The following is an 18176-nucleotide window of genomic DNA, read 5'->3' as shown; positions in this document are numbered from 1 at the left end:
CTCGTGGTGTGTGGAGGTGTCGGCATGGGCGAACGCGAACACGAACGCGAGCATGTGCGGGTCGCGGTGGTCGGGTCCGGGTTCGGCGGGCTGGGGGCCGCCGTGCGGCTGCGCCGCGAGGGCGTCACCGACTTCGTCGTCCTGGAGCGGGCGAGCAGCGTCGGCGGGACCTGGCGGGACAACAGCTACCCGGGGTGCGCTTGTGACGTTCCGTCGCATCTGTACTCGTTCTCCTTCGCGCCCAACCCCGACTGGCCGCGCACCTTCTCGGGACAGGAGCACATCCGCGCCTACCTGGAGCACGTGACGGACACCTTCCGGCTGCGGCCGCACATCCGCTTCGACTCGGAGGTGAAGCGGATGACGTGGAACGCCGAGCGGCTGTGCTGGGACATCGAGACCAGCAGCGGGAGCCTGTCGGCGGACATCGTCGTCTCCGCCACCGGGCCGCTGTCCGACCCGAAGGTGCCGGACATCCCCGGGCTGGACTCCTTCCCGGGCAAGGTCTTCCACTCGGCCCGCTGGGACCACGACTACGACCTGCGCGGCAAGCGCGTCGCGATGGTGGGGACCGGGGCCTCGGCCATCCAGATCGTGCCGGCCGTCCAGCCCGACGTGTCGCGGCTCACGCTCTTCCAGCGCACCCCGCCGTGGGTGATGCCCCGCGTCGACCGGGCCATCAGCGACGCCGAGCGATGGCTCCACCGGCAGCTGCCCTTCACCTCGCAGCTGCGCCGCGGACTGCTGTGGGGCATCCGGGAGTTGCAGGTCCAGGCGTTCACCAAGCGTCCGAACGAACTCGGCTTCGTCGAGCAGCTGGCCCGGCGCAACATGGCCCGCGCCATCAAGGACCCGGCCCTGCGGGCGAAGCTCACCCCGGACTACCGCATCGGCTGCAAGCGGATCCTGCTGTCCAGCGACTACTACCCGGCGCTCGCACAGCCCAATGTCGACGTGGTCGCGAGCGGGCTCGCCGAGGTCCGCGGATCGACCCTCGTCGCCGCCGACGGCAGCGAGGCCGAGGCGGACGCGATCGTCTTCGGCACCGGGTTCCACGTCACCGACATGCCCATCGCCGAGCGGGTCGTGGGCGCCGACGGACGGACCCTCGCCGAGAGCTGGAAGGGCGGCATGGAGGCCCTGCGCGGCGCCTCGGCCGCCGGCTTCCCCAACTGGATGACGATCATCGGGCCCAACACCGGCCTCGGGAACTCCTCGATGATCCTCATGATCGAGTCGCAGCTGAACTACCTGGCCGACTTCGTCCGCCAAGTCGACGTCCTCGGGGGCCGGGTCGCCCTCGACGCCCGGCCGAGCGCCGTACGCGCCTGGAACCACCGGGTGCAGGAACGCATGAAGCGGACCGTGTGGAACACCGGCGGCTGCACCAGCTGGTACCTCGACGCGAGCGGCCGCAACACCACCATCTGGCCCGGTACGACAGCCGAGTTCCGGCGGGCGACGCGGCGGGTGGACCTCGCGGAGTACGACGTCCTGCGGGCACCGGCCGCCGAGCAGACGGCGAACAAGGCCGAGAAGAAGGCCGGGGTGGACGCGTGAGCCGTCTCCTTCACGTCGACCCCGGCCCCTACGCCCCGCCCGCTCCCGCGCGCGAACTGACCGCCGTTTCCGCCGACGGCGCCCGGCTGCACGTCGAGACGCACGGGCCCGACGGAGCCCCCGCCGTCGTCCTCGCCCACGGCTGGACCTGCTCCACCGCCTTCTGGGCGGCCCAGATCCGCGACCTCGCCGCCGACCACCGGGTCATCGCCTACGACCAGCGCGGCCACGGACGCAGCCCCGCGAGCCCCGCGTGCAGCACCGACGCCCTCGCCGACGACCTGGAAGCCGTACTCGCAGCCACCCTCGCGCCCGGCGAACAGGCCGTGATCGCCGGGCACTCCATGGGCGGCATGACCGTCATGGCGGCCTCCGGGAGAGCCGCCTTCCGCGAGCACGCCGCCGCCGTCCTGCTGTGCAGCACGGGCAGTTCGCAGCTGGTCGCGGCCTCCACCGTCGTAGCCATGCGGCCCGGGCGGCTGCGGACCTGGCTGACCCGGCGGATCCTCGGCTCCCGGGCACCGCTCGGCCCGGTCACGCCCCTGGCCCGCCGGATCCTCAAGTACGGGACCATGGGCCCGGGTTCGGCCCCGCACATGGTCGAGGCGTGCGCCCGCATCGTGCACGCCTGCCCCCGCGAGGTCCGCTACGCCTGGTCGCACGTGCTGGACCTGCTCGACCTGGACCACGGCGTACGGGAGCTTCACGTGCCCACGGCCGTGGTGGTCGGTACGGCGGACCGGCTCACGCCGCCGGTGCACGCCCGGGCCCTGGCCACCGCGCTGCCGCACTGCACCGGGCTCACCGAGCTGCCCGGCATCGGCCACATGACGCCGATCGAGGCGCCCGAGCAGGTCACCGGGAAGATACGTGAACTCGTCCACGCACACATCCAGGCCGTATCCGAGGAGAGCGCATGAGCAGGGTGAGCCTTGAGGGCAAGGTCGCCGTGGTGACCGGGGCGGCGCGCGGCGTCGGGGAGCTGCTGGCCCGCAAGCTCTCCGCACGCGGGGTGAGGGTGGCGCTGGTCGGGCTCGAACCGGACGCGCTCAAGGAGGTCTCCGGGCGGCTGCACAGCGACAGCGACCACTGGCACGCCGACGTCACCGACCACGAGGTGATGGCCCGGGTCGCGCAGGAGGTCAGGGAGCGCTTCGGCCGGGTCGACATCGTCGTCGCCAACGCCGGTGTGGCCACGGGTGGTCCGTTCGTCGACTCCGACCCGGAGTCCTGGCGGCGGGTGATCGAGGTCAACCTGGTCGGCTCGGCGGTGACCGCCCGCGCCTTCCTGCCGCTGCTGCTGGAGAGCCGGGGCTATCTGCTCCAGATCGCGTCCCTCGCGGCGATCACCCCGGCGCCGATGATGACCGCGTACTGTGCGTCCAAGTCCGGCGTGGAGGCGTACGCGCACAGCCTGCGCGCCGAGGTCGGGCACCGGGGCGTGAAGGTCGGCGTCGGGTATCTGTCGTGGACCGACACCGACATGGTGCGCGGGGCCGACCAGGACGACGTCATGCGGGAGTTGAGGCAGCGGCTGCCCTGGCCGTCCAACAAGACGTATCCGCTGGGCCCGGCGGTGGACCGGCTCGTGGCCGGGATCGAGCGGCGTGCCGGTCATGTCTACGGGCAGTGGTGGCTGCGCGGGATGCAGGGCGTGCGCGGATATCTGCCCGGGGTCATCGGGACGGTGGGCCAGCGCGAGATGCGGCGGTTCGCGGACCGGCTGACCGGCATGCGCACGGGCCTCGTCGGGGCGGGCGGAGCAGCCGATGAACAACAGAGGGCTACGCTCCGTAAGTGATCGACATGCGCAGCGTCACGGCACGTGTGAATCTGGTCGAGCCAGATCCCCTCACCCCCAACGGGAGTGAACCCACATGGGTATGAAGGACCAGTTCCAGGAGAAGTCCGAGCAGTGGCAGAACCAGGCCCGCCAGAAGGCGGACCAGGCTCGCGAGCAGGCGCAGGGCCGCGGTCGCCGGCGTGACGAGGACATGGACCCCTCGCAGCCCTCGCAGCGCGAGCGTGAGCGGGAGCGCGAGCAGGAGGAACGCTTCGACCAGGACTACGACGCCTGACGTCGCGTGCTGAAGGGAAGGGGCGCCTCGCGCGGGGCGCCCCTTCCTCACGTCCTGGGCTCTCTCACGGCCTGGGCGGCAGCTTCGGACGGGAGCGGTCCGGTACGTCGCTGTAGGTCGGCGGCGTCGCCGGCGGATCGGTCTCCAGCAGGCCGAGCGCCAGCTCCACCGCGTCGGTCAGCTGGGCGTGGCGGCCCTCCGCCCAGTCCAGCGGGGTGCGCAGGACGTCGATGTCCGGGGCGACGCCCTTGTTCTCCACCGACCAGCCGTAGGCGTCGAACCAGGCCGCGTTCATCGGCACCGTGATGACCGTGCCGTCCCCCAGTTCGTGCCGGCCGGTCATGCCGACCACACCGCCCCAGGTGCGCTGCCCCACCACCGGGCCCAGCTTCAGCAGCTTGAACGCGGCGGTGATCATGTCGCCGTCGGAGGACGTCGCCTCGTCCGCCAGGGCCACCACCGGGCCCCGCGGCGCGTTCGAGGTGTACGACACGGGCTGGGCGTCGCGGGTCAGGTCCCAGCCCAGGACCGTGCGGCTCAGCGTCTCGATGACCAACTCGCTGATGTGACCGCCGGCGTTGCCGCGCACGTCCACGATCAGCGCGGGCCGGGACACCTCCATGCGCAGATCGCGGTTGAACTGCGCCCAGCCCGAACCGCCCATGTCCGGGATGTGCAGATAGCCGCACCGCCCGCCGCTCAGCTCCCGTACCACCGCCCGGCGTTTGGCCACCCAGTCCTGGTAGCGCAGCGGCCGCTCGTCGACGAGCGGGACGACGGCGACCCGCCGGGGCGGGCCCTCGCCCTGTGCCGGGGAGAAGGTCAGCTCCACCGTCGTACCGCCGGCGCCCGCCAGCAGTGGATACGGGCCCGCGTCCGGATCCACCGGGCGGCCGTCGACATGGGTCAGGACCGCGCCCTCGCGGATGCCCGTGCCGGCCAGCGGGGAGCGGGCCTTGGAGTCGGAGGAGTCGCCGGGCAGGATCCGCTTGACCATCCAGCCGCCGTCCCGGCGGACGAAGTTGGCGCCGAGCAGGCCCTGCCGGCGCTGGTAGTGCGGCGGGCCCTCGTTGCGCCGGGCGGCGGTGACGTAGGCGTGGGAGGTGCCCAGCTCGCCCAGCACCTCGCGCAGCAGGTCGGCGAACTCGTCCGGGGAGGCGACGCGTTCGACCAGGGGACGGTACTGGTCCAGCACCCCGTCCCAGTCGATGCCGCACATGCCCGGCTCCCAGAAGTACGCCCGGATCAGCCGCCCGGCCTCCTCGTAGGCCTGCCGCCACTCCGCCGCCGGGTCGACCGCGTGCAGGATGCGCCGGGCGTCGATCCACACCGTCGTGTCCAGGTCGCCGGGCTCGGTCGCCGGCACCGCGCGCAGTTCGCCCTCGTCGACGACGACCAGCCGCGTGCCGTCGCCGCTGACCGCGAAGAAGTCCAGGTGCACGGCGAGTTCGGACTTCTTGGCCTTGGTGATGGCGAAGTGCTCCAGGGTCGGCCGACCGCTGGTGTCGTCCGGGTTGGCGAACGTCTCGCCCAGCGCACCCGAGATCGGCCAGCGCAGCCACACCAGCCCGCCGCCCGCCACGGGGTGCAGCGCCGAGTACTTGGAGGCGGCCACCGGGAACGGCGTGACCCGGCTCTCCAGCCCCTCGACCTCGACGGTCACGGCCCCGTTGTCCCCGTTCCCGTCGTCCTCCACCGGGTCCAGGCCCCCGGCGGCCGGACGGCCCTCCGGGTTCACCGCGAACGGGGAGGGCGTCGCCGAGGACAGCGGGACGAGATACGGACGGCAGCCCAGCGGGAAGGACAGGTCGCCGGTGTGCACGTCGTAGACGGGGTCGAAGCCGCGCCAGGAGAGGAAGGCGAGGTAGCGGCCGTCGCGCGTGAAGACCGGGTTCTCGTCCTCGAAACGGCCGTTGGTGACGTCGACGACGAACCGGTCCTTGATCCGCGCGAGTTTGATCTGCCGCAGCGTCCGGCCGATGCCCGGATGTGACCAGGTCAGCCACGCCCCGTCCGGGGAGAACGCGAGGTCCCGCACGGGCCCGTTGATCGACCGGATCAGCTCGGTGACCTCGCCGTCGGACTCCTCGGCCACGTCCACGAGCAGCAGCCGTCCGTCGTGCGAGGCGACCGCCAGCCGCTCGCCCTCCGGATCGGACACGAGTTCCCGTACCCGGCCCAGCGCGCCCGAGGCCAGCCGCCTCGGCCCGCGGTCGCCGCTCGCCCGGGGCAGGAAGGCGATCTCGATCGCGTCCTCGCCCTCCGCGTCCGTCACATAGGCCACTCGCCCGCTCCCGCCGAGCATCTCCGGCATCCGCACCCGGACGCCAGGGGTGTCGGTGAGGGTGCGGGCCGGCCCGTCCCGGTGGGTGAGCCAGTACAGGCTCCCGCGTACGACGACCGCGCTGGCCCGCCCGGTCTCGTCGACCGAGATCCCGTCGACGTGCTGGGCCGCGGCCACCTGGTACGGGCGCCGCCCCGCGCGCGGCCCGCTCAGCCGTACGTCCAGCCGGCGCGGCTCGGAGTGGGGTGACAGGTCGTCGACCAGCCACAGGTCGCCCGCGCACTGGTACACCACCCGGGTGCCGTCACTGGAGGCGTGCCGGGCGTAGAAGGCGTCGTGGTCGGTGTGCCGGCGCAGGTCGGAGCCGTCGTAGGCGCACGAGTAGAGGTTGCCGACGCCCTCGTGGTCGGAGAGGAAGGCGATCCTGCCACCGACGAACATGGGGGAGTGCAGATGGCCGCCGAGGCCTTCGAGCAGCCGTTCGCCGTGCAGCCACAGCCGGCCCGTGGCCCCGCCCCGGTAGCGCTTCCAGGCGGCCGGTTCGTGCGGCGGGGTGCCGGTGAGGAGGAGCGACTTCCGTTCCCCGTCCAGATCGGCGACCTGGATGTCGGCGACCGGCCCCCAGGGCAGCTTGCGCCCCGGGTCGCCCTCGGGGGCGATCTTGTAGGCCCAGGTGAAGTACGAGAAGGGCTCGCCGTGCGAGGCCACGGCCAGGATCTCGCCGTCCGGGGTCCAGCCGCAGACCCGGGTGTCGGCGCTGCCCCAGTGGCTCACCTGCCGGGCCGGGCCGCCGTCCACCGGCGCGAGATGGACCTCGGGCACCAGGCTGCGCCAGCTCGTGTACGCGAGGTGCCGGCCGTCGGGTGAGAAGCGGGGGTGGCCCACCTTGGTGCGGTCGACGGTGAGCCGCCAGGCGCGTCCGGGGCCGTCGGCCGGTGCGAGCCAGAGGTCGTCCTCGGCCACGAAGCACAGCAGGTCGTCATGGAGGTGCGGCAGACGCAGATAGGTCACCTCTTCATGCTTTGCCGGGGGACGGAGTGCAGCAAGTTCAGGCAAACCGGATACCGTGACCCAGCACACGTACGAAACGGTTTCGTTTTCATAGGGGGTGCGCTACATTCGTGAGTACGAAACCGTGTCGTTCGGAGCAGGAAGGTGAGCGAGATGGCTGAGGTCGCCACCGCGCGTCGCAGTCGGATCACCCCCGAGCGGGAGGCCGAGCTGTACGCGGCCGTGCTCGACCTGCTCCGCGAGGTCGGCTACGACGCCCTCACCATGGACGCCGTGGCCGCCCGCACGCGGTCCAGCAAGGCGACGCTCTACCGCCAGTGGGGCGGCAAGCCGGAGCTGGTGGCGAAGGCGATCCGGCACAACAAGCCGGGCAACATCGCCGACGTCGACACGGGATCCCTGCGGGGCGACCTGCACGCCCTCACCGCCCGTGAGGACGACTGCACCATGCAGCAGAACGCCGCGCTGATGCGGGGCCTGTTCATGGCGGTGCACGGCAACCCGGACCTCCTCCACGCCTTCCGGGAACTGCTCATAGAGCCCGAGATGGAGGAGTTCCACCGGGTGGTGCAACGGGCCGTCGACCGCGGCGAGGTCCAGGCCGGACGCCCGGCGCTGGACTACATCGTGCACATGCTCGTCGGCGCCTTCGCCACCCGCACGCTGATCGACGAACAGCCGCCCACGCAGGCGTTCCTCACCTCGTACATCGATGCCGTGGTCCTCCCCGCCCTCGGCATTCCCGTCGACTGACGATTCCCCAGAGCCAGTCCTCCACCTGACGTCACCGCTCACGTCGTCGGGCTGATCAGCCCTGCCCAGAAACAACCCCACGACCTGACCGGGAGTACGCCCTCGTGGCCACATTCCTCTACAAAATCGGCCGGATGTCGTTCCGGCGGCGGCACTTCGTCGCCCTGATCTGGGTGGCCCTGCTGACCCTCGCCGGTGTCGGCGCGGCCAGTGCCCCCACCGCGGGCAACAGCTCGTTCTCCATCCCCGGCACCGAGGCGCAGAAGGCCTTCGACCTGCTGGAACAGCGCTTCCCCGGCACCAGCGCCGACGGAGCCACCGCACGTGTCGTCTTCAAGGCGCCGAGCGGCGAGAAGATGACCGACCCCGGCAACAAGGCGACCGTCCGGGAGACAGTCAAGGAACTCTCCGACGGCTCCGAGGTCGTCCGCGTCACCGACCCCTACCAGGCGAAGGCCGTCAGCAAGGACGGCACGGTCGCGTACGCGCAGGTGTCGTACAAGGTCTCCGGCATGGAGCTGGAGGACTCCTCGCGCGACGCACTGGAGGACTCCGCGCAGGACGCGCGCAAGGACGGGCTGACGGTCGAGATCGGCGGTGACGCGCTCCAGACGGTCCCGCACACCGGCACCACCGAGATCATCGGCATCGCGGTCGCCGCGGTCGTCCTCGTCATCACCTTCGGCTCGCTGGTCGCGGCCGGTCTGCCGCTGCTGACGGCACTCGTCGGCGTGGGCATCGGCGTCTCCACGATCACGGCGCTGGCCAGTGCGCTGGACCTCGGCTCGACGACCTCCACCCTCGCCATGATGATCGGCCTCGCGGTCGGCATCGACTACGCGCTGTTCATCGTCTCCCGCTACCGGGCCGAACTCGCCGAGGGCCGCGACCGCGAGGAGGCGGCCGGCCGGGCCGTCGGCACGGCCGGCTCCGCGGTGGTCTTCGCGGGCCTCACGGTCGTGATCGCCCTGGTGGGCCTGTCCGTCGTCAACATCCCGATGCTGACGAAGATGGGCGTCGCGGCGGCGGGCACGGTGGCCATCGCGGTGCTGATCGCCCTGACCATGATCCCGGCGCTGCTCGGGTACGCGGGCCCGAGGGTGAAGCCGGCGGGGGAGAAGGGCAAGCTGCTCGGCCGGGCCAAGGCGCGGGACGGGCAGGACAAGCCGGCCAAGCCGAACCTGGGCACGCGCTGGGCGAGCTTCGTCGTCCGCCGCCCGGTCGCGGTGCTGCTGCTCGGCGTGATCGGCCTCGGCGCGGCGGCCGTCCCGGCGGCGAGCCTGGAACTGGGCCTGCCGGACGACGGTTCCCAGCCCACGTCCACCACGCAGCGCCGCGCCTACGACCTCCTCTCCGAGGGCTTCGGGCCGGGCTTCAACGGCCCCCTGATGGTCGTGGTCGACGCGAAGGACAGCGACGACCCGAAGGCGGCCTTCACGCGGGTCGGCGACGAGATCAAGGGCCTCGAGGACGTCGTCACCGTCACGCCGCCGGCGCCCAACAAGGCCGGCGACACGGCGACGATCACGGTCATCCCGGACTCCAAGCCCTCCTCGGTCGCGACGGAGGACCTGGTCCACTCCATCCGGGACAAGGGCGCCGGGATCAAGGCCGACTCCGACGCGAACGTGCTGGTCACGGGCCAGACGGCGATGAACATCGACGTCAGTGAGAAGCTCAACGACGCCCTGATCCCCTATCTGGTCCTGGTGGTCGGCCTGGCCTTCCTCCTGCTGATCGTGGTGTTCCGCTCGATCCTCGTCCCCCTGAAGGCGGCCCTCGGCTTCCTCCTGTCGGTGATGGCGGCCCTCGGCGCGGTGGTCGCGGTCTTCCAGTGGGGCTGGCTGGCGGACCTGATGGGCGTCGAGCAGACCGGCCCGGTCATGTCGATGATGCCGATCTTCATGGTGGGCGTGGTCTTCGGCCTGGCGATGGACTACGAGGTCTTCCTGGTGACCCGGATGCGGGAGGCCTACGTCCACGGCGAGAAGGCCGGCCAGGCCGTCGTGACGGGCTTCCGGCACGGCGCCCGGGTGGTGACGGCCGCGGCGGTCATCATGATGGCGGTCTTCGCCGGCTTCATCGGTTCGTCCGAGTCGATGGTCAAGATGATCGGCTTCGGCCTCGCCATCGCCGTGTTCTTCGACGCGTTCGTCGTCCGCATGGCCATCGTCCCGGCCGTCCTGGCCCTCCTCGGCCGCAAGGCCTGGTGGCTGCCGAAGTGGCTGGACCGGGCACTGCCCAACGTGGACGTCGAGGGCGAGGGCCTGCGCTCGCACACCGACCGCGGCGATCAGGACAGGGAGCTGGTACGCGCCTGAGCGCACCCTGACAGGCCGGCCGGTGAGGGCCCCGTGGGACGGGGAGCCCTCACCGGCTCCTGTCTCAGGCGTGCGGGTGGAGGACGACCTTGGTGTAACCCTCGACCCGCTTGTCGAACTTCTCGTACGCCGTGGGCGCCTGGTCGAGAGGAAGCTCGTGCGAGACGACGAAGCTCGGCTTCGCACGGTCCTCGATGATCAGGTCACGCAGGTGGCGGTTGTACCGCTTGACGTTGCACTGACCGGTGCCCATGCGGAGCCCCTTCTCGAAGAGGCGTCCGACGGAGACCATCAGCATGCCCTGCTTCGCCTGCTCGTCCGGTCCGCCGGGGTCGCGGGGGACGTACAGGCCGGGCACGCCGAGCGCGCCCGTCGGCCGGACCGTCTCGACGAGCGAGTTCAGTACGGTCGCCGGCTCCTCGCGGTCCTCGTTCTGCGCCTGGGCCTGGTAGCCGACCGCGTCGATCCCCTTGTCCGTGCCCCGGCCGCCTTCGGTCTGCTCCTTGATCTGCTCCGCCGGGTTGCCCTGGGTGAAGTCGATCGGCACGGCACCGATCTCCCGCGCCTTCTGCAGCCGCTCCGCCACCCGGTCGACCACGAACACCTTGCTCGCGCCGCGCAGCATCGCCGAGTAGGCGGCCATGAGCCCGACCGGACCGCCGCCGTAGACCGCGACGGTGTCACCGGGACGCACGTCGGCCAGTTCGTTGCCGTGGTAGCCGGTCGGGAAGATGTCGGCGAGAAGGACGAAGTCGGTCTCCTTCTCGGTGCCCTCGGGGAGCTTGAGGCAGTTGAAGTCGGCGTACGGCACGCGCACGTACTCCGCCTGGCCTCCCACATAGGGCCCCATCGCGACATAGCCGTAGGCGCCGCCGGCGAATCCCGGGTTCACGGTCAGGCAGAAGCCCGTGAAACCGGCCGTACAGTTCTTGCAGAATCCGCATGCCACGTTGAAGGGCATGACCACCCGGTCGCCGCGGCTGAGCGAGGTGACCCCCTCTCCTGCCTCCTCGACGACCCCGAGGTTCTCGTGACCGAACACGATCCCCGGTTCCGCGGCGGTACGGCCCTCGTACATGTGCAGGTCCGAGCCGCAGATGGCGGTCGAGGTGACGCGGACGATCACGTCGTTCGGGTGCTGGATCCGTGGGTCCTCCACTTGTTCTATCGCTACCTCGAAGGGGCCTTTGTACACGACAGCCCTCATCGTCACGCACCTCCGTTTTGTGCCGTGGGTCATATACCAGGCTGGTGCATGATGAGACGATTTGCATCTACAGAGGGAAGGAACTATGGCTTTGTCAGGACGTATCGGCACACTGCTCGTGGCGGTCCCCGGCTTGTCCGGCGTCGTCTATCCGGAGGGGACCCGCGTGACCATCCAGGGCACCGGAGGGTCTGTCGACGGTTTCGTCGACGGAGACTGGCTGCCGCTCGCGTGGTGGGAGTTCGCGGATGTCCGGCCGGAGGACGCCACCGGCTGAAACCACCTCGCGTGCCTCGTACACGTACCGCTAGCGTGCCCGCATGACGACGACAGCCGCCACTGACGCCGAGCACTCCGGAGCGCACCCCCGGTTCATCGAAGCCCTGCGGGAGCTCGGCCTGGAGCAGGTCGCTCCGCGCATCCGCCGGTTCCCGGAAGCCACCCGTACCGCCGCCGAGGCCGCCGCCGCGATCGGGTGTGAGCTGAGCCAGATCTGCAAGTCGCTGATCTTTGCCGCGGACGGTGTGCCGGTGCTGGTGCTCATGGACGGGGCGTCGCGGGTCGACGTCGAGCTCGTGCGGAAGGAGCTCGGGGCGGACAAGGTCACCCGGGCCAGGGCCGACGCCGTGCGGGAGACCACCGGGTACGCCATCGGCGGCGTGCCGCCCTTCGGGCACAGGACGAGGACGCGCGTGCTCGCCGACCGGTCCCTGCTGGAGCACGACGTCGTCTGGGCCGCTGCCGGGACGCCGTACACCGTGTTCCCCATGGCGCCCCGCGACCTCGTCGCCCACGCCGGCGGCACCCTCGTGGACGTGCGCGAGCACGCCGCGTGACGCCCCTGGTCACCGCCGCCGTCCTGCTCGCCGCCGTCACGCACGCCGGCTGGAACGCCATCGCCCACAAGATCACCGACAAGCTGGCCGGGTTCGCGCTGATCTCGGGCGGTGGGGTGGTCATCGGGCTGGCCCTGGCGCCCTTCGTGGCCTTCCCGGCGGCCCGGGCATGGCCCTACCTGCTCGGCTCCGCCGCCATACACATCGCCTACTACACGCTGCTCATGAAGTCCTTCCGGCTGGGCGACTTCGGGCAGGCCTATCCCATCGCGCGCGGCACCGCGCCCCTCGTCGTGACCGTGCTGGCCGCCGTCTTCGCGCACGAGGTGCCCGACGGGTGGGCCGCCGCCGGTGTCGCCCTGTCGTGCGCGGGGCTGACCGGCGTCGCCGTGTGGGGACTGCGGGGGCGTCGGCCCGACTGGGCGGCGATCGGGGCGGCCCTGGCGACCGGGCTGACGATCGCGGCGTACACCGTCGTCGACGGACTCGGCGTGCGCGCCTCCGCGTCCCCCCTCGGGTACATCGCCTGGCTGATGGCGGTGCAGGGGGTGGTGGTCCCCGCCTATGCCGTGAGCCGCTGGAGGAGGGAGACCGCCGCCGTGCTGCGGCCCTTCGCCGCGCTCGGGCTCCTCGGGGCCGCCGGATCCGTCACCGCCTACGCCCTCGTCCTGTGGGCCCAGACCAGGGCCGAACTCGCGCCCATCGCCGCCCTGCGCGAGTCGTCGATCATCGTGGGCGCGGCGATCGGGGCCGTGTTCTTCAAGGAGCGGTTCGGCGCGCCGAGAATCGTGGCGGCCGGGCTGCTCGTCGTCGGGATCGGGCTGATGCTGCACACCGGATAGTCCGGGTCAGGCGGGTGCGCATCCCCCTCGTGAGGAGGACCCTGGAACTAGGCGTTCCGGAGGTGATCGACATGATGCACACCAGAGTCGGATGGCACGTCGAGATGGAGTTCCGGGAGGACGACCAGCACACCCAGGCGGTGGCGCTGGTCCGGCTGCCCGACGGCACCGAGGTACGGGCGCGTGGGCACGCGAGCCGGCACCGGACCGACGTCAATCAGCCCAGAGTCGGGGAGGAGATCGCCGGCGCCCGGGCGCTGAACGAGCTCGCCATGCAACTGCTGACCAAGGCGCACGAGGAGATCGACCAGGCGTCCGGGCGGACCTCCCACCCGATTCACGTCTAGTCACCCCTGGAGCCCCAGCGCTCCCCGCACCGCCCGCACCAGCCCCTGAGCCCTAGGATCCGCCGTCACCGTCTTGCGGAAGCCGTTGGTGACGTAGCCGAACGCGATCCCGGTCTCCGGGTCGGCGAAGCCGAGGGCGCCGCCGCGGCCCGGGTGGCCGAAGGAGCCCGGTGCGAGGAAGGGGGAGGCGCTGCCGTGCAGCATGTAGCCGAGGCCGAAGCGGGTGCCGACCACCAGGACGCGGTCGGGGCCCGCCGACTCCTCGGCCCGGGCCAGTGCGACCGTCTCCGGCGTGAACAGGCGTGAGCCACCGGCGCTGTCGCCGATCAGCGAGGCGTAGAAGCCGGCCAGTCCGTCCGCCGTCGCGATGGCGTTGGTCGCGGGGAGGGCCGCCGCGCGGTAGGCCGGGTCGTTCTGGTCCGGGAACGGGGTGATCGCCGCGAAGGCCCGGCGGGTCAGGGAGGCCGGGTCCTCGTAGGCCTCGGTGACCGAGCGCTTCGGGCGGGTGCGCAGGCCGCCGGTCGGCTCGGGTCCCTCGACGCGGCCCACGCGTCCGACCCGGGAGGCCTCCGCGTCCGGCAGGCCCAGCCAGAGGTCCAGGCCCAGCGGGCCGGTGATCTGTGCGGCGAGCCATGCGCCGGTGCCCTGCCCGGTCACGCGTCGCACCAGTTCGTCGAGGAGCCAGCCGTAGGTGAGCGCGTGGTAGCCGTGGGCGGTGCCGGGTTCCCAGGCGGGGGCCTGGGCGGCTACCGCCTCCGGGCCCCGCAGCGGGTCGAGGGCCTGCTCGGGGGTGAGGGGCCGGTCGAGCACGGGGAGTCCGGCCCGGTGGCTCAGGACGTGCCGGACCAGCACCCGCTCCTTGCCCCGCGCCTTGAACTCCGGCCAGTAGTGGCCCACCGGCGCGTCCAGGTCCAGCTGCCCGCGCTGGTGCAGCAGCAGGAGTACGGCGGCGGCGACGCCCTTCGTCGCCGAGCGCACGACCTGAGCCGTGCCGCGCTCCCACGGGTCCGTGCCGTCGACGTCCTTCGTGCCGGCCCACAGGTCGACGACCCGCTGCCCGTTCCGGTGGACGGCGACCGCCGCGCCCCGCTCCCCGAGCGTGGCGAAGTTCCGTGCGAACGCGTCCCTGACCGGTTCGAAGCCCTCGGCCACTGTGCCGTGCACGTCCACGTCCGTACTCCTCGTATCGCTGCGGTGCTCTCCTTGCTCTCCTTCAGCCAAGCAGGATGGTCACGTCGATGTTCCCGCGGGTCGCGTTCGAGTACGGGCAGACCTCGTGGGCCGCGTCCACCAGCTTGGTCGCGAGGTCCGGGTCGAGGACGGGGAGCGAGACGCTCAGGGCGACCGCGAGGCCGTAGCCGCGCTGCTTGTTGGGGCCGATGCCGACCTTCGCGGCGACCGTGGAGCCGGTCAGGCCGTAGCCCTCGCGGTTGCCGACCAGGATCAGCGCGTTGTGGAAGCAGGAGCTGTAGCCGGCCGCGAAGAGCTGTTCCGGGTTGGTGCCGTTGCCGTCGCCGCCGAGCTGCGGGGGCATCGCGACCTTGAGGTCGAGTTGCCCGTCCTGGCTGGTCACATAGCCCTCGCGGCCGCCGTGGGCGGTGGCCTCGGCCACGTACATGATCTTCGTCGGGCGGGTGTCGACGGCGGGGCCGTCAGTCATGCTGTCCTCCCCCGGGAAACAGTGCGCACAAACACATCGTGCACAAGGTACTGACCAGTAACCGGTCTGCCGCCACCAGGGGGTGGGCAACCGGGGGTAACCGTCCCTAAAGGCTTTCCGCCAGCCGCCACAGCTCCTCGCGGAGCCGTGCGACCTCCGTGCCGTCGAACCCCGTCGCCGCCAGCAGCGCGCCCGGCACGCTCGCCGCCCGCTCCCGGAGTTCCTCGCCGCGCCCGGTCACCGCCACCAGCACCGACCTCTCGTCCCGCGCCGACCGTGCACGCCGTACGAGTCCCGCCGACTCCAGCCGCTTCAGCAGCGGCGACACCGTGCCGTAGTCGAGCCGCAACGCGGCCGCCAGCTCCTTGACCGTGGTCTCCCCGCGCTCCCAGAGGACCAGCAGGACGAGGTACTGCGGGTAGGTGAGGCCGAGTTCCTCGAGGAGCGGGCGGTACGCCGCCGTCACCGCGCGCTGGGCGGCGTACAGCGCGAAGCACAGCTGCCGGTCCAGCAGCAGCGGGCTCTCGGTCTCCTCGTTCGTCACGCGCCCATTGTCACGGACGTGCCGGAGCGGCCGGCACGGCACGCGGATCGAAACCGAACGGCAGCTCCAGCCGGTGGGCGCGCATCAGTTCCTCGTCGGAGAGGAGTTCGCCGGTCGGGCCGTCCGCCGCGATCACGCCCTCGCTGAGGATCAGGGAGCGCGGGCACAGCTCCAGGGCGTACGGCAGGTCGTGCGTGACCATCAGCACGGTCACGTCGAGGGAGCGGAGGATGTCGGCCAGTTCGCGGCGGGAGGCGGGGTCGAGGTTGGAGGAGGGCTCGTCGAGGACGAGGATCTCCGGCTCCATGGCGAGGACGGTCGCGACGGCCACCCGGCGGCGCTGGCCGAAGGAGAGGTGGTGCGGCGGGCGGTCCTTGAACTCGGCCATGCCGACCCGCTCCAGCGCCCGGTCCACGCGCTGCTCCAGCTCCGGCCCCTTGAGCCCGGCCGCCGCCGGCCCGAACGCCACGTCCTCCCGGACGGTCGGCATGAAGAGCTGGTCGTCCGGGTCCTGGAAGACGATGCCGACCCGGCGCCGGATCTCCGCCATGTGCTGCCTGCCGACGCGCAGTCCGGCCACCCTCACCGTGCCGGTGCCGCCGGTCAGGATGCCGTTGAGGTGGAGCACCAGGGTCGTCTTGCCGGCGCCGTTCGGGCCGAGCAGCGCGACCCGCTCGCCGCGCGCGATGGAGAAGTCGACGCCGAAGAGGGCCTGGTGCCCGTCGGGGTAGGCGAAGGCCAGACCGGCCACGTCCAGGGAAGGGGTCACATCAGTCACAGGGCCCATCCCAGCAGACAGACGACGAGGGCGGCACAGGGCAGGGCGAGGGCGTACGTCCACTGCGCCCGGGACGCGGTCACCTCGTCGATGACCGGCATGGAGCCGGCGTACCCGCGGCTGACCATGGCCAGGTGCACGCGCTCGCCGCGCTCGTAGGAGCGGATGAACAGGGCGCCCGCGGACTTGGCCAGGACGCCCCAGTGCCGGACGCCCTTCGCCTCGAAGCCGCGTGACTCCCGGGCGATCCGCATGCGCCGCATCTCGTCCGTGATGACGTCGCCGTAGCGGATCATGAAGGACGCGATCTGCACGAGGAGCGGCGGGAGCTTGAGGCGCTGCAGACCGAGGAGGAGTTCGCGCAGCTCGGTGGTGGCGGCGAGCAGGACGGAGGCGGCGACGCCGAGCGTGCCCTTGGCGAGCACGTTCCAGGCGCCCCACAGGCCGCCCACGCTCAGGGACAGGCCGAGGACGTCGACCCGCTCGCCCTCCGCCACGAACGGCATCAGCACGGCGAACGCCACGAACGGCACCTCGATCAGCAGCCGCCGCAGCAGGAACCCGGCGGGCACCCGCGCAACGTACGCCACGACCCCGAGCAGCACGGCGTACAGCCCGAAGGCCCACATCGCCTCCCGCGGCGTCGACACCACGACCACCACGAAGGCGAACACGGCGGCGAGCTTGGTGTGCGGCGGCAGACCGTGCACGGGCGAGTGCCCGTGCCGGTACAGCTTGTGCGCGTGCCCGGCTCCCATGTCAGACGCTCGTGGTGCTCGTCGAGCCCGACGTGTCCGTGGCGCCCGACGTGTTCGACGGGGAGGCGTCGGCGTCACGGCGGCGGCGGACGGCCCAGAAGACCGCGCTGCCCGCGACGACCGTGACACCCACGCCGATGACCCCCGCCAGCCCCCCGGACAGGCGGGCGTCGGAGACGTCCTTGACGCCGTAGTCGGCGAGCGGGGAGTCCGCGACGGCGTGCTCCTCGGTCTTCCTGTCGATGCCGTGATCGGCGGCGACCTTCTCCAGACCGTCGGGGTCGGCGGAGGCGTAGAAGCTGACGAATCCGGCCAGGACCAGGGAGGCGACCAGACCGGCGGCCCACACCGTGCGGTGCGAGGTCCGCACGGCCACGGGCTCGGGCTCGACGCCGGGGGCGTCTACCAGCTCGCCGTTCACCCGCAGCTTGAGCTTCTGGGTGAGGCCGCGCGCCCCGTACACCAGGTCCGGGCGTACGGCGATCACCGCGCCGACGGTCAGCGCGGTGATCACGGCCTCGCCGATGCCGATCAGGACGTGCACGCCGATCATGGCGGTGGCGACCTTGCCGATCGACACGTCGGTGGTGCCGCCGATCGCGTACATCAGCGTGAAGGCCAGGGCGGCGGCCGGGACGGAGACCAGGGCGGCGACGAACGAGGCCACGGTGACCGACCGGCGGGTGCGGGGCAGCAGCTTCACCAGGCCGCGGAAGAGGGCGTAGGCGACGACCGTGGTGACGATCGCCATGTTGGTGATGTTCACGCCGAGCGCGGTCAGACCGCCGTCCGCGAAGAGGATGCCCTGCATGAGCAGGACGACGGAGACGCACAGGACCCCTGTGTAGGGGCCCACGAGTATCGCCGCCAGCGCACCGCCGAGCAGATGGCCGCTGGTCCCCGCCGCGACGGGGAAGTTCAGCATCTGCACGGCGAAGATGAACGCCGCGACGAGTCCGGCCAGCGGCGCGGTGCGCTCGTCGAGTTCCCGGCGCGCACCGCGCAGGCTCACGGCGATGGCGCCCGCGGCGATCACACCGGTGGCGGCGGAGGTGGGCGCGTTGATGAATCCGTCGGGTACATGCACCGTTCGATGATGTGGCTTGATGCGAACGATTTGCAAGAGCGTGATGCTCGTTTTACCTCACGTGCGATATCTCCGGCCTCCGGAAGCGCAATCCGGAAAATATGCGACAT

General features: G+C 71.6%; 18 protein-coding genes. 10 read left to right on the top strand and 8 right to left on the bottom strand.

Features of this window, described 5'->3' with window-relative positions:
- The first annotated feature begins 24 nt into the window (after positions 1-24).
- From GTY47_RS10380 to GTY47_RS10365, 4 genes are all read left to right on the top strand, one after another.
- Positions 25-1560, top strand: coding sequence for an NAD(P)/FAD-dependent oxidoreductase (locus GTY47_RS10380; RefSeq protein WP_010035340.1), 1536 nt, complete (start codon positions 25-27; stop codon positions 1558-1560).
- Positions 1557-2480, top strand: coding sequence for an alpha/beta hydrolase (locus GTY47_RS10375; RefSeq protein WP_010035337.1), 924 nt, complete (start codon positions 1557-1559; stop codon positions 2478-2480). Before GTY47_RS10380 ends, GTY47_RS10375 begins: the two co-directional genes overlap by 4 nt.
- Complete coding sequence (locus tag GTY47_RS10370; RefSeq protein ID WP_010035333.1) at positions 2477-3361, top strand: SDR family oxidoreductase; 885 nt, start codon at positions 2477-2479, stop codon at positions 3359-3361. Before GTY47_RS10375 ends, GTY47_RS10370 begins: the two co-directional genes overlap by 4 nt.
- A gap of 76 nt (positions 3362-3437) precedes the next feature.
- The gene (locus GTY47_RS10365; protein WP_010035329.1) at positions 3438-3638 is read left to right on the top strand and encodes a hypothetical protein; all 201 of its coding nucleotides are present in this window, start codon (positions 3438-3440) and stop codon (positions 3636-3638) included.
- 64 nt (positions 3639-3702) lie between these two features.
- On the opposite strand, the gene GTY47_RS10360 is transcribed toward GTY47_RS10365, so the two are convergent.
- The gene (locus GTY47_RS10360) at positions 3703-6933 is read right to left on the bottom strand and encodes a S41 family peptidase (protein ID WP_010035326.1); all 3231 of its coding nucleotides are present in this window, start codon (positions 6931-6933) and stop codon (positions 3703-3705) included.
- 153 nt (positions 6934-7086) lie between these two features.
- Here GTY47_RS10360 and GTY47_RS10355 point away from each other — a divergent pair, with 153 nt between their 5' ends.
- Positions 7087-7686: a TetR/AcrR family transcriptional regulator gene (locus tag GTY47_RS10355; RefSeq protein ID WP_010035323.1), complete on the top strand. Its 600-nt coding sequence runs from the start codon at positions 7087-7089 to the stop codon at positions 7684-7686.
- A 104-nt stretch (positions 7687-7790) separates the two neighbouring features.
- Complete coding sequence (locus GTY47_RS10350; RefSeq protein WP_010035320.1) at positions 7791-10007, top strand: MMPL family transporter; 2217 nt, start codon at positions 7791-7793, stop codon at positions 10005-10007.
- Positions 10008-10071: 64 nt separating this feature from the next.
- Here the strand turns inward: GTY47_RS10350 and GTY47_RS10345 are convergent, their stop codons facing one another.
- Complete coding sequence (locus tag GTY47_RS10345) at positions 10072-11214, bottom strand: glutathione-independent formaldehyde dehydrogenase (protein WP_010035318.1); 1143 nt, start codon at positions 11212-11214, stop codon at positions 10072-10074.
- 91 nt (positions 11215-11305) lie between these two features.
- Between GTY47_RS10345 and GTY47_RS10340 the strand changes: the two genes are divergently transcribed.
- The 4 genes from GTY47_RS10340 to GTY47_RS10325 all read left to right on the top strand — a co-directional run bounded on the left by GTY47_RS10340 (position 11306) and on the right by GTY47_RS10325 (position 13239).
- Entirely contained in the window at positions 11306-11491 is a 186-nt protein-coding gene (locus GTY47_RS10340) for a hypothetical protein (protein ID WP_010035316.1), read from the top strand.
- Between the two features lie 43 nt (positions 11492-11534).
- A complete protein-coding gene (locus GTY47_RS10335; protein WP_010035313.1) occupies positions 11535-12050 on the top strand; it encodes a YbaK/EbsC family protein in 516 nt (171 codons plus the stop codon).
- Positions 12047-12892: an EamA family transporter gene (locus GTY47_RS10330; protein WP_010035307.1), complete on the top strand. Its 846-nt coding sequence runs from the start codon at positions 12047-12049 to the stop codon at positions 12890-12892. The genes GTY47_RS10335 and GTY47_RS10330 overlap by 4 nt, the downstream gene beginning before the upstream one ends.
- A 71-nt stretch (positions 12893-12963) precedes the next feature.
- Positions 12964-13239, top strand: a complete 276-nt coding sequence (locus GTY47_RS10325) for a DUF1876 domain-containing protein (protein ID WP_010035305.1) — start codon at positions 12964-12966, stop codon at positions 13237-13239.
- Here the strand turns inward: GTY47_RS10325 and GTY47_RS10320 are convergent, their stop codons facing one another.
- The 6 genes from GTY47_RS10320 to GTY47_RS10295 form a co-directional block, all read right to left on the bottom strand.
- Positions 13240-14409 carry a serine hydrolase domain-containing protein gene (locus tag GTY47_RS10320; protein WP_010035297.1) on the bottom strand — a complete coding sequence of 390 codons (1170 nt, stop codon included), beginning with the start codon at positions 14407-14409 and terminating at the stop codon, positions 13240-13242.
- 43 nt (positions 14410-14452) lie between these two features.
- Positions 14453-14899, bottom strand: coding sequence for an organic hydroperoxide resistance protein (locus GTY47_RS10315; protein ID WP_010035295.1), 447 nt, complete (start codon positions 14897-14899; stop codon positions 14453-14455).
- A 106-nt stretch (positions 14900-15005) separates the two neighbouring features.
- Positions 15006-15443: a MarR family transcriptional regulator gene (locus tag GTY47_RS10310; protein WP_029180851.1), complete on the bottom strand. Its 438-nt coding sequence runs from the start codon at positions 15441-15443 to the stop codon at positions 15006-15008.
- A gap of 10 nt (positions 15444-15453) precedes the next feature.
- Entirely contained in the window at positions 15454-16230 is a 777-nt protein-coding gene (locus GTY47_RS10305) for an ABC transporter ATP-binding protein (RefSeq protein ID WP_040902630.1), read from the bottom strand.
- Positions 16218-16979 (bottom strand): cobalt ECF transporter T component CbiQ, encoded by a 762-nt coding sequence (gene cbiQ, locus GTY47_RS10300; RefSeq protein WP_010035288.1) that lies wholly within the window; start codon positions 16977-16979, stop codon positions 16218-16220. Before cbiQ ends, GTY47_RS10305 begins: the two co-directional genes overlap by 13 nt.
- 1 nt (position 16980) lies before the next feature.
- On the bottom strand, positions 16981-18066 hold the full coding sequence (locus GTY47_RS10295; protein ID WP_010035286.1) for an energy-coupling factor ABC transporter permease: 1086 nt from the start codon (positions 18064-18066) through the stop codon (positions 16981-16983).
- Positions 18067-18176: the final 110 nt, after the last annotated feature.

It is taken from the genome of Streptomyces sp. SID5464 (assembly GCF_009862985.1).
Lineage (GTDB): Bacteria > Actinomycetota > Actinomycetes > Streptomycetales > Streptomycetaceae > Streptomyces > Streptomyces chartreusis_D.
This window is presented reverse-complemented; position numbering and strand designations above follow the sequence as displayed.

Coding starts and splice junctions, on each gene's coding strand:
- GTY47_RS10335 (WP_010035313.1), top strand. CDS start 11,535: ATGACGACGACAGCCGCCACTGACGCCGAGCACTCCGGAGCGCACCCC.
- GTY47_RS10380 (WP_010035340.1), top strand. CDS start 25: ATGGGCGAACGCGAACACGAACGCGAGCATGTGCGGGTCGCGGTGGTC.
- GTY47_RS10370 (WP_010035333.1), top strand. CDS start 2,477: ATGAGCAGGGTGAGCCTTGAGGGCAAGGTCGCCGTGGTGACCGGGGCG.
- cbiQ (WP_010035288.1), bottom strand. CDS start 16,979: ATGGGAGCCGGGCACGCGCACAAGCTGTACCGGCACGGGCACTCGCCC.
- GTY47_RS10305 (WP_040902630.1), bottom strand. CDS start 16,230: ATGGGCCCTGTGACTGATGTGACCCCTTCCCTGGACGTGGCCGGTCTG.
- GTY47_RS10365 (WP_010035329.1), top strand. CDS start 3,438: ATGGGTATGAAGGACCAGTTCCAGGAGAAGTCCGAGCAGTGGCAGAAC.
- GTY47_RS10325 (WP_010035305.1), top strand. CDS start 12,964: ATGATGCACACCAGAGTCGGATGGCACGTCGAGATGGAGTTCCGGGAG.
- GTY47_RS10355 (WP_010035323.1), top strand. CDS start 7,087: ATGGCTGAGGTCGCCACCGCGCGTCGCAGTCGGATCACCCCCGAGCGG.
- GTY47_RS10345 (WP_010035318.1), bottom strand. CDS start 11,214: ATGAGGGCTGTCGTGTACAAAGGCCCCTTCGAGGTAGCGATAGAACAA.
- GTY47_RS10315 (WP_010035295.1), bottom strand. CDS start 14,899: ATGACTGACGGCCCCGCCGTCGACACCCGCCCGACGAAGATCATGTAC.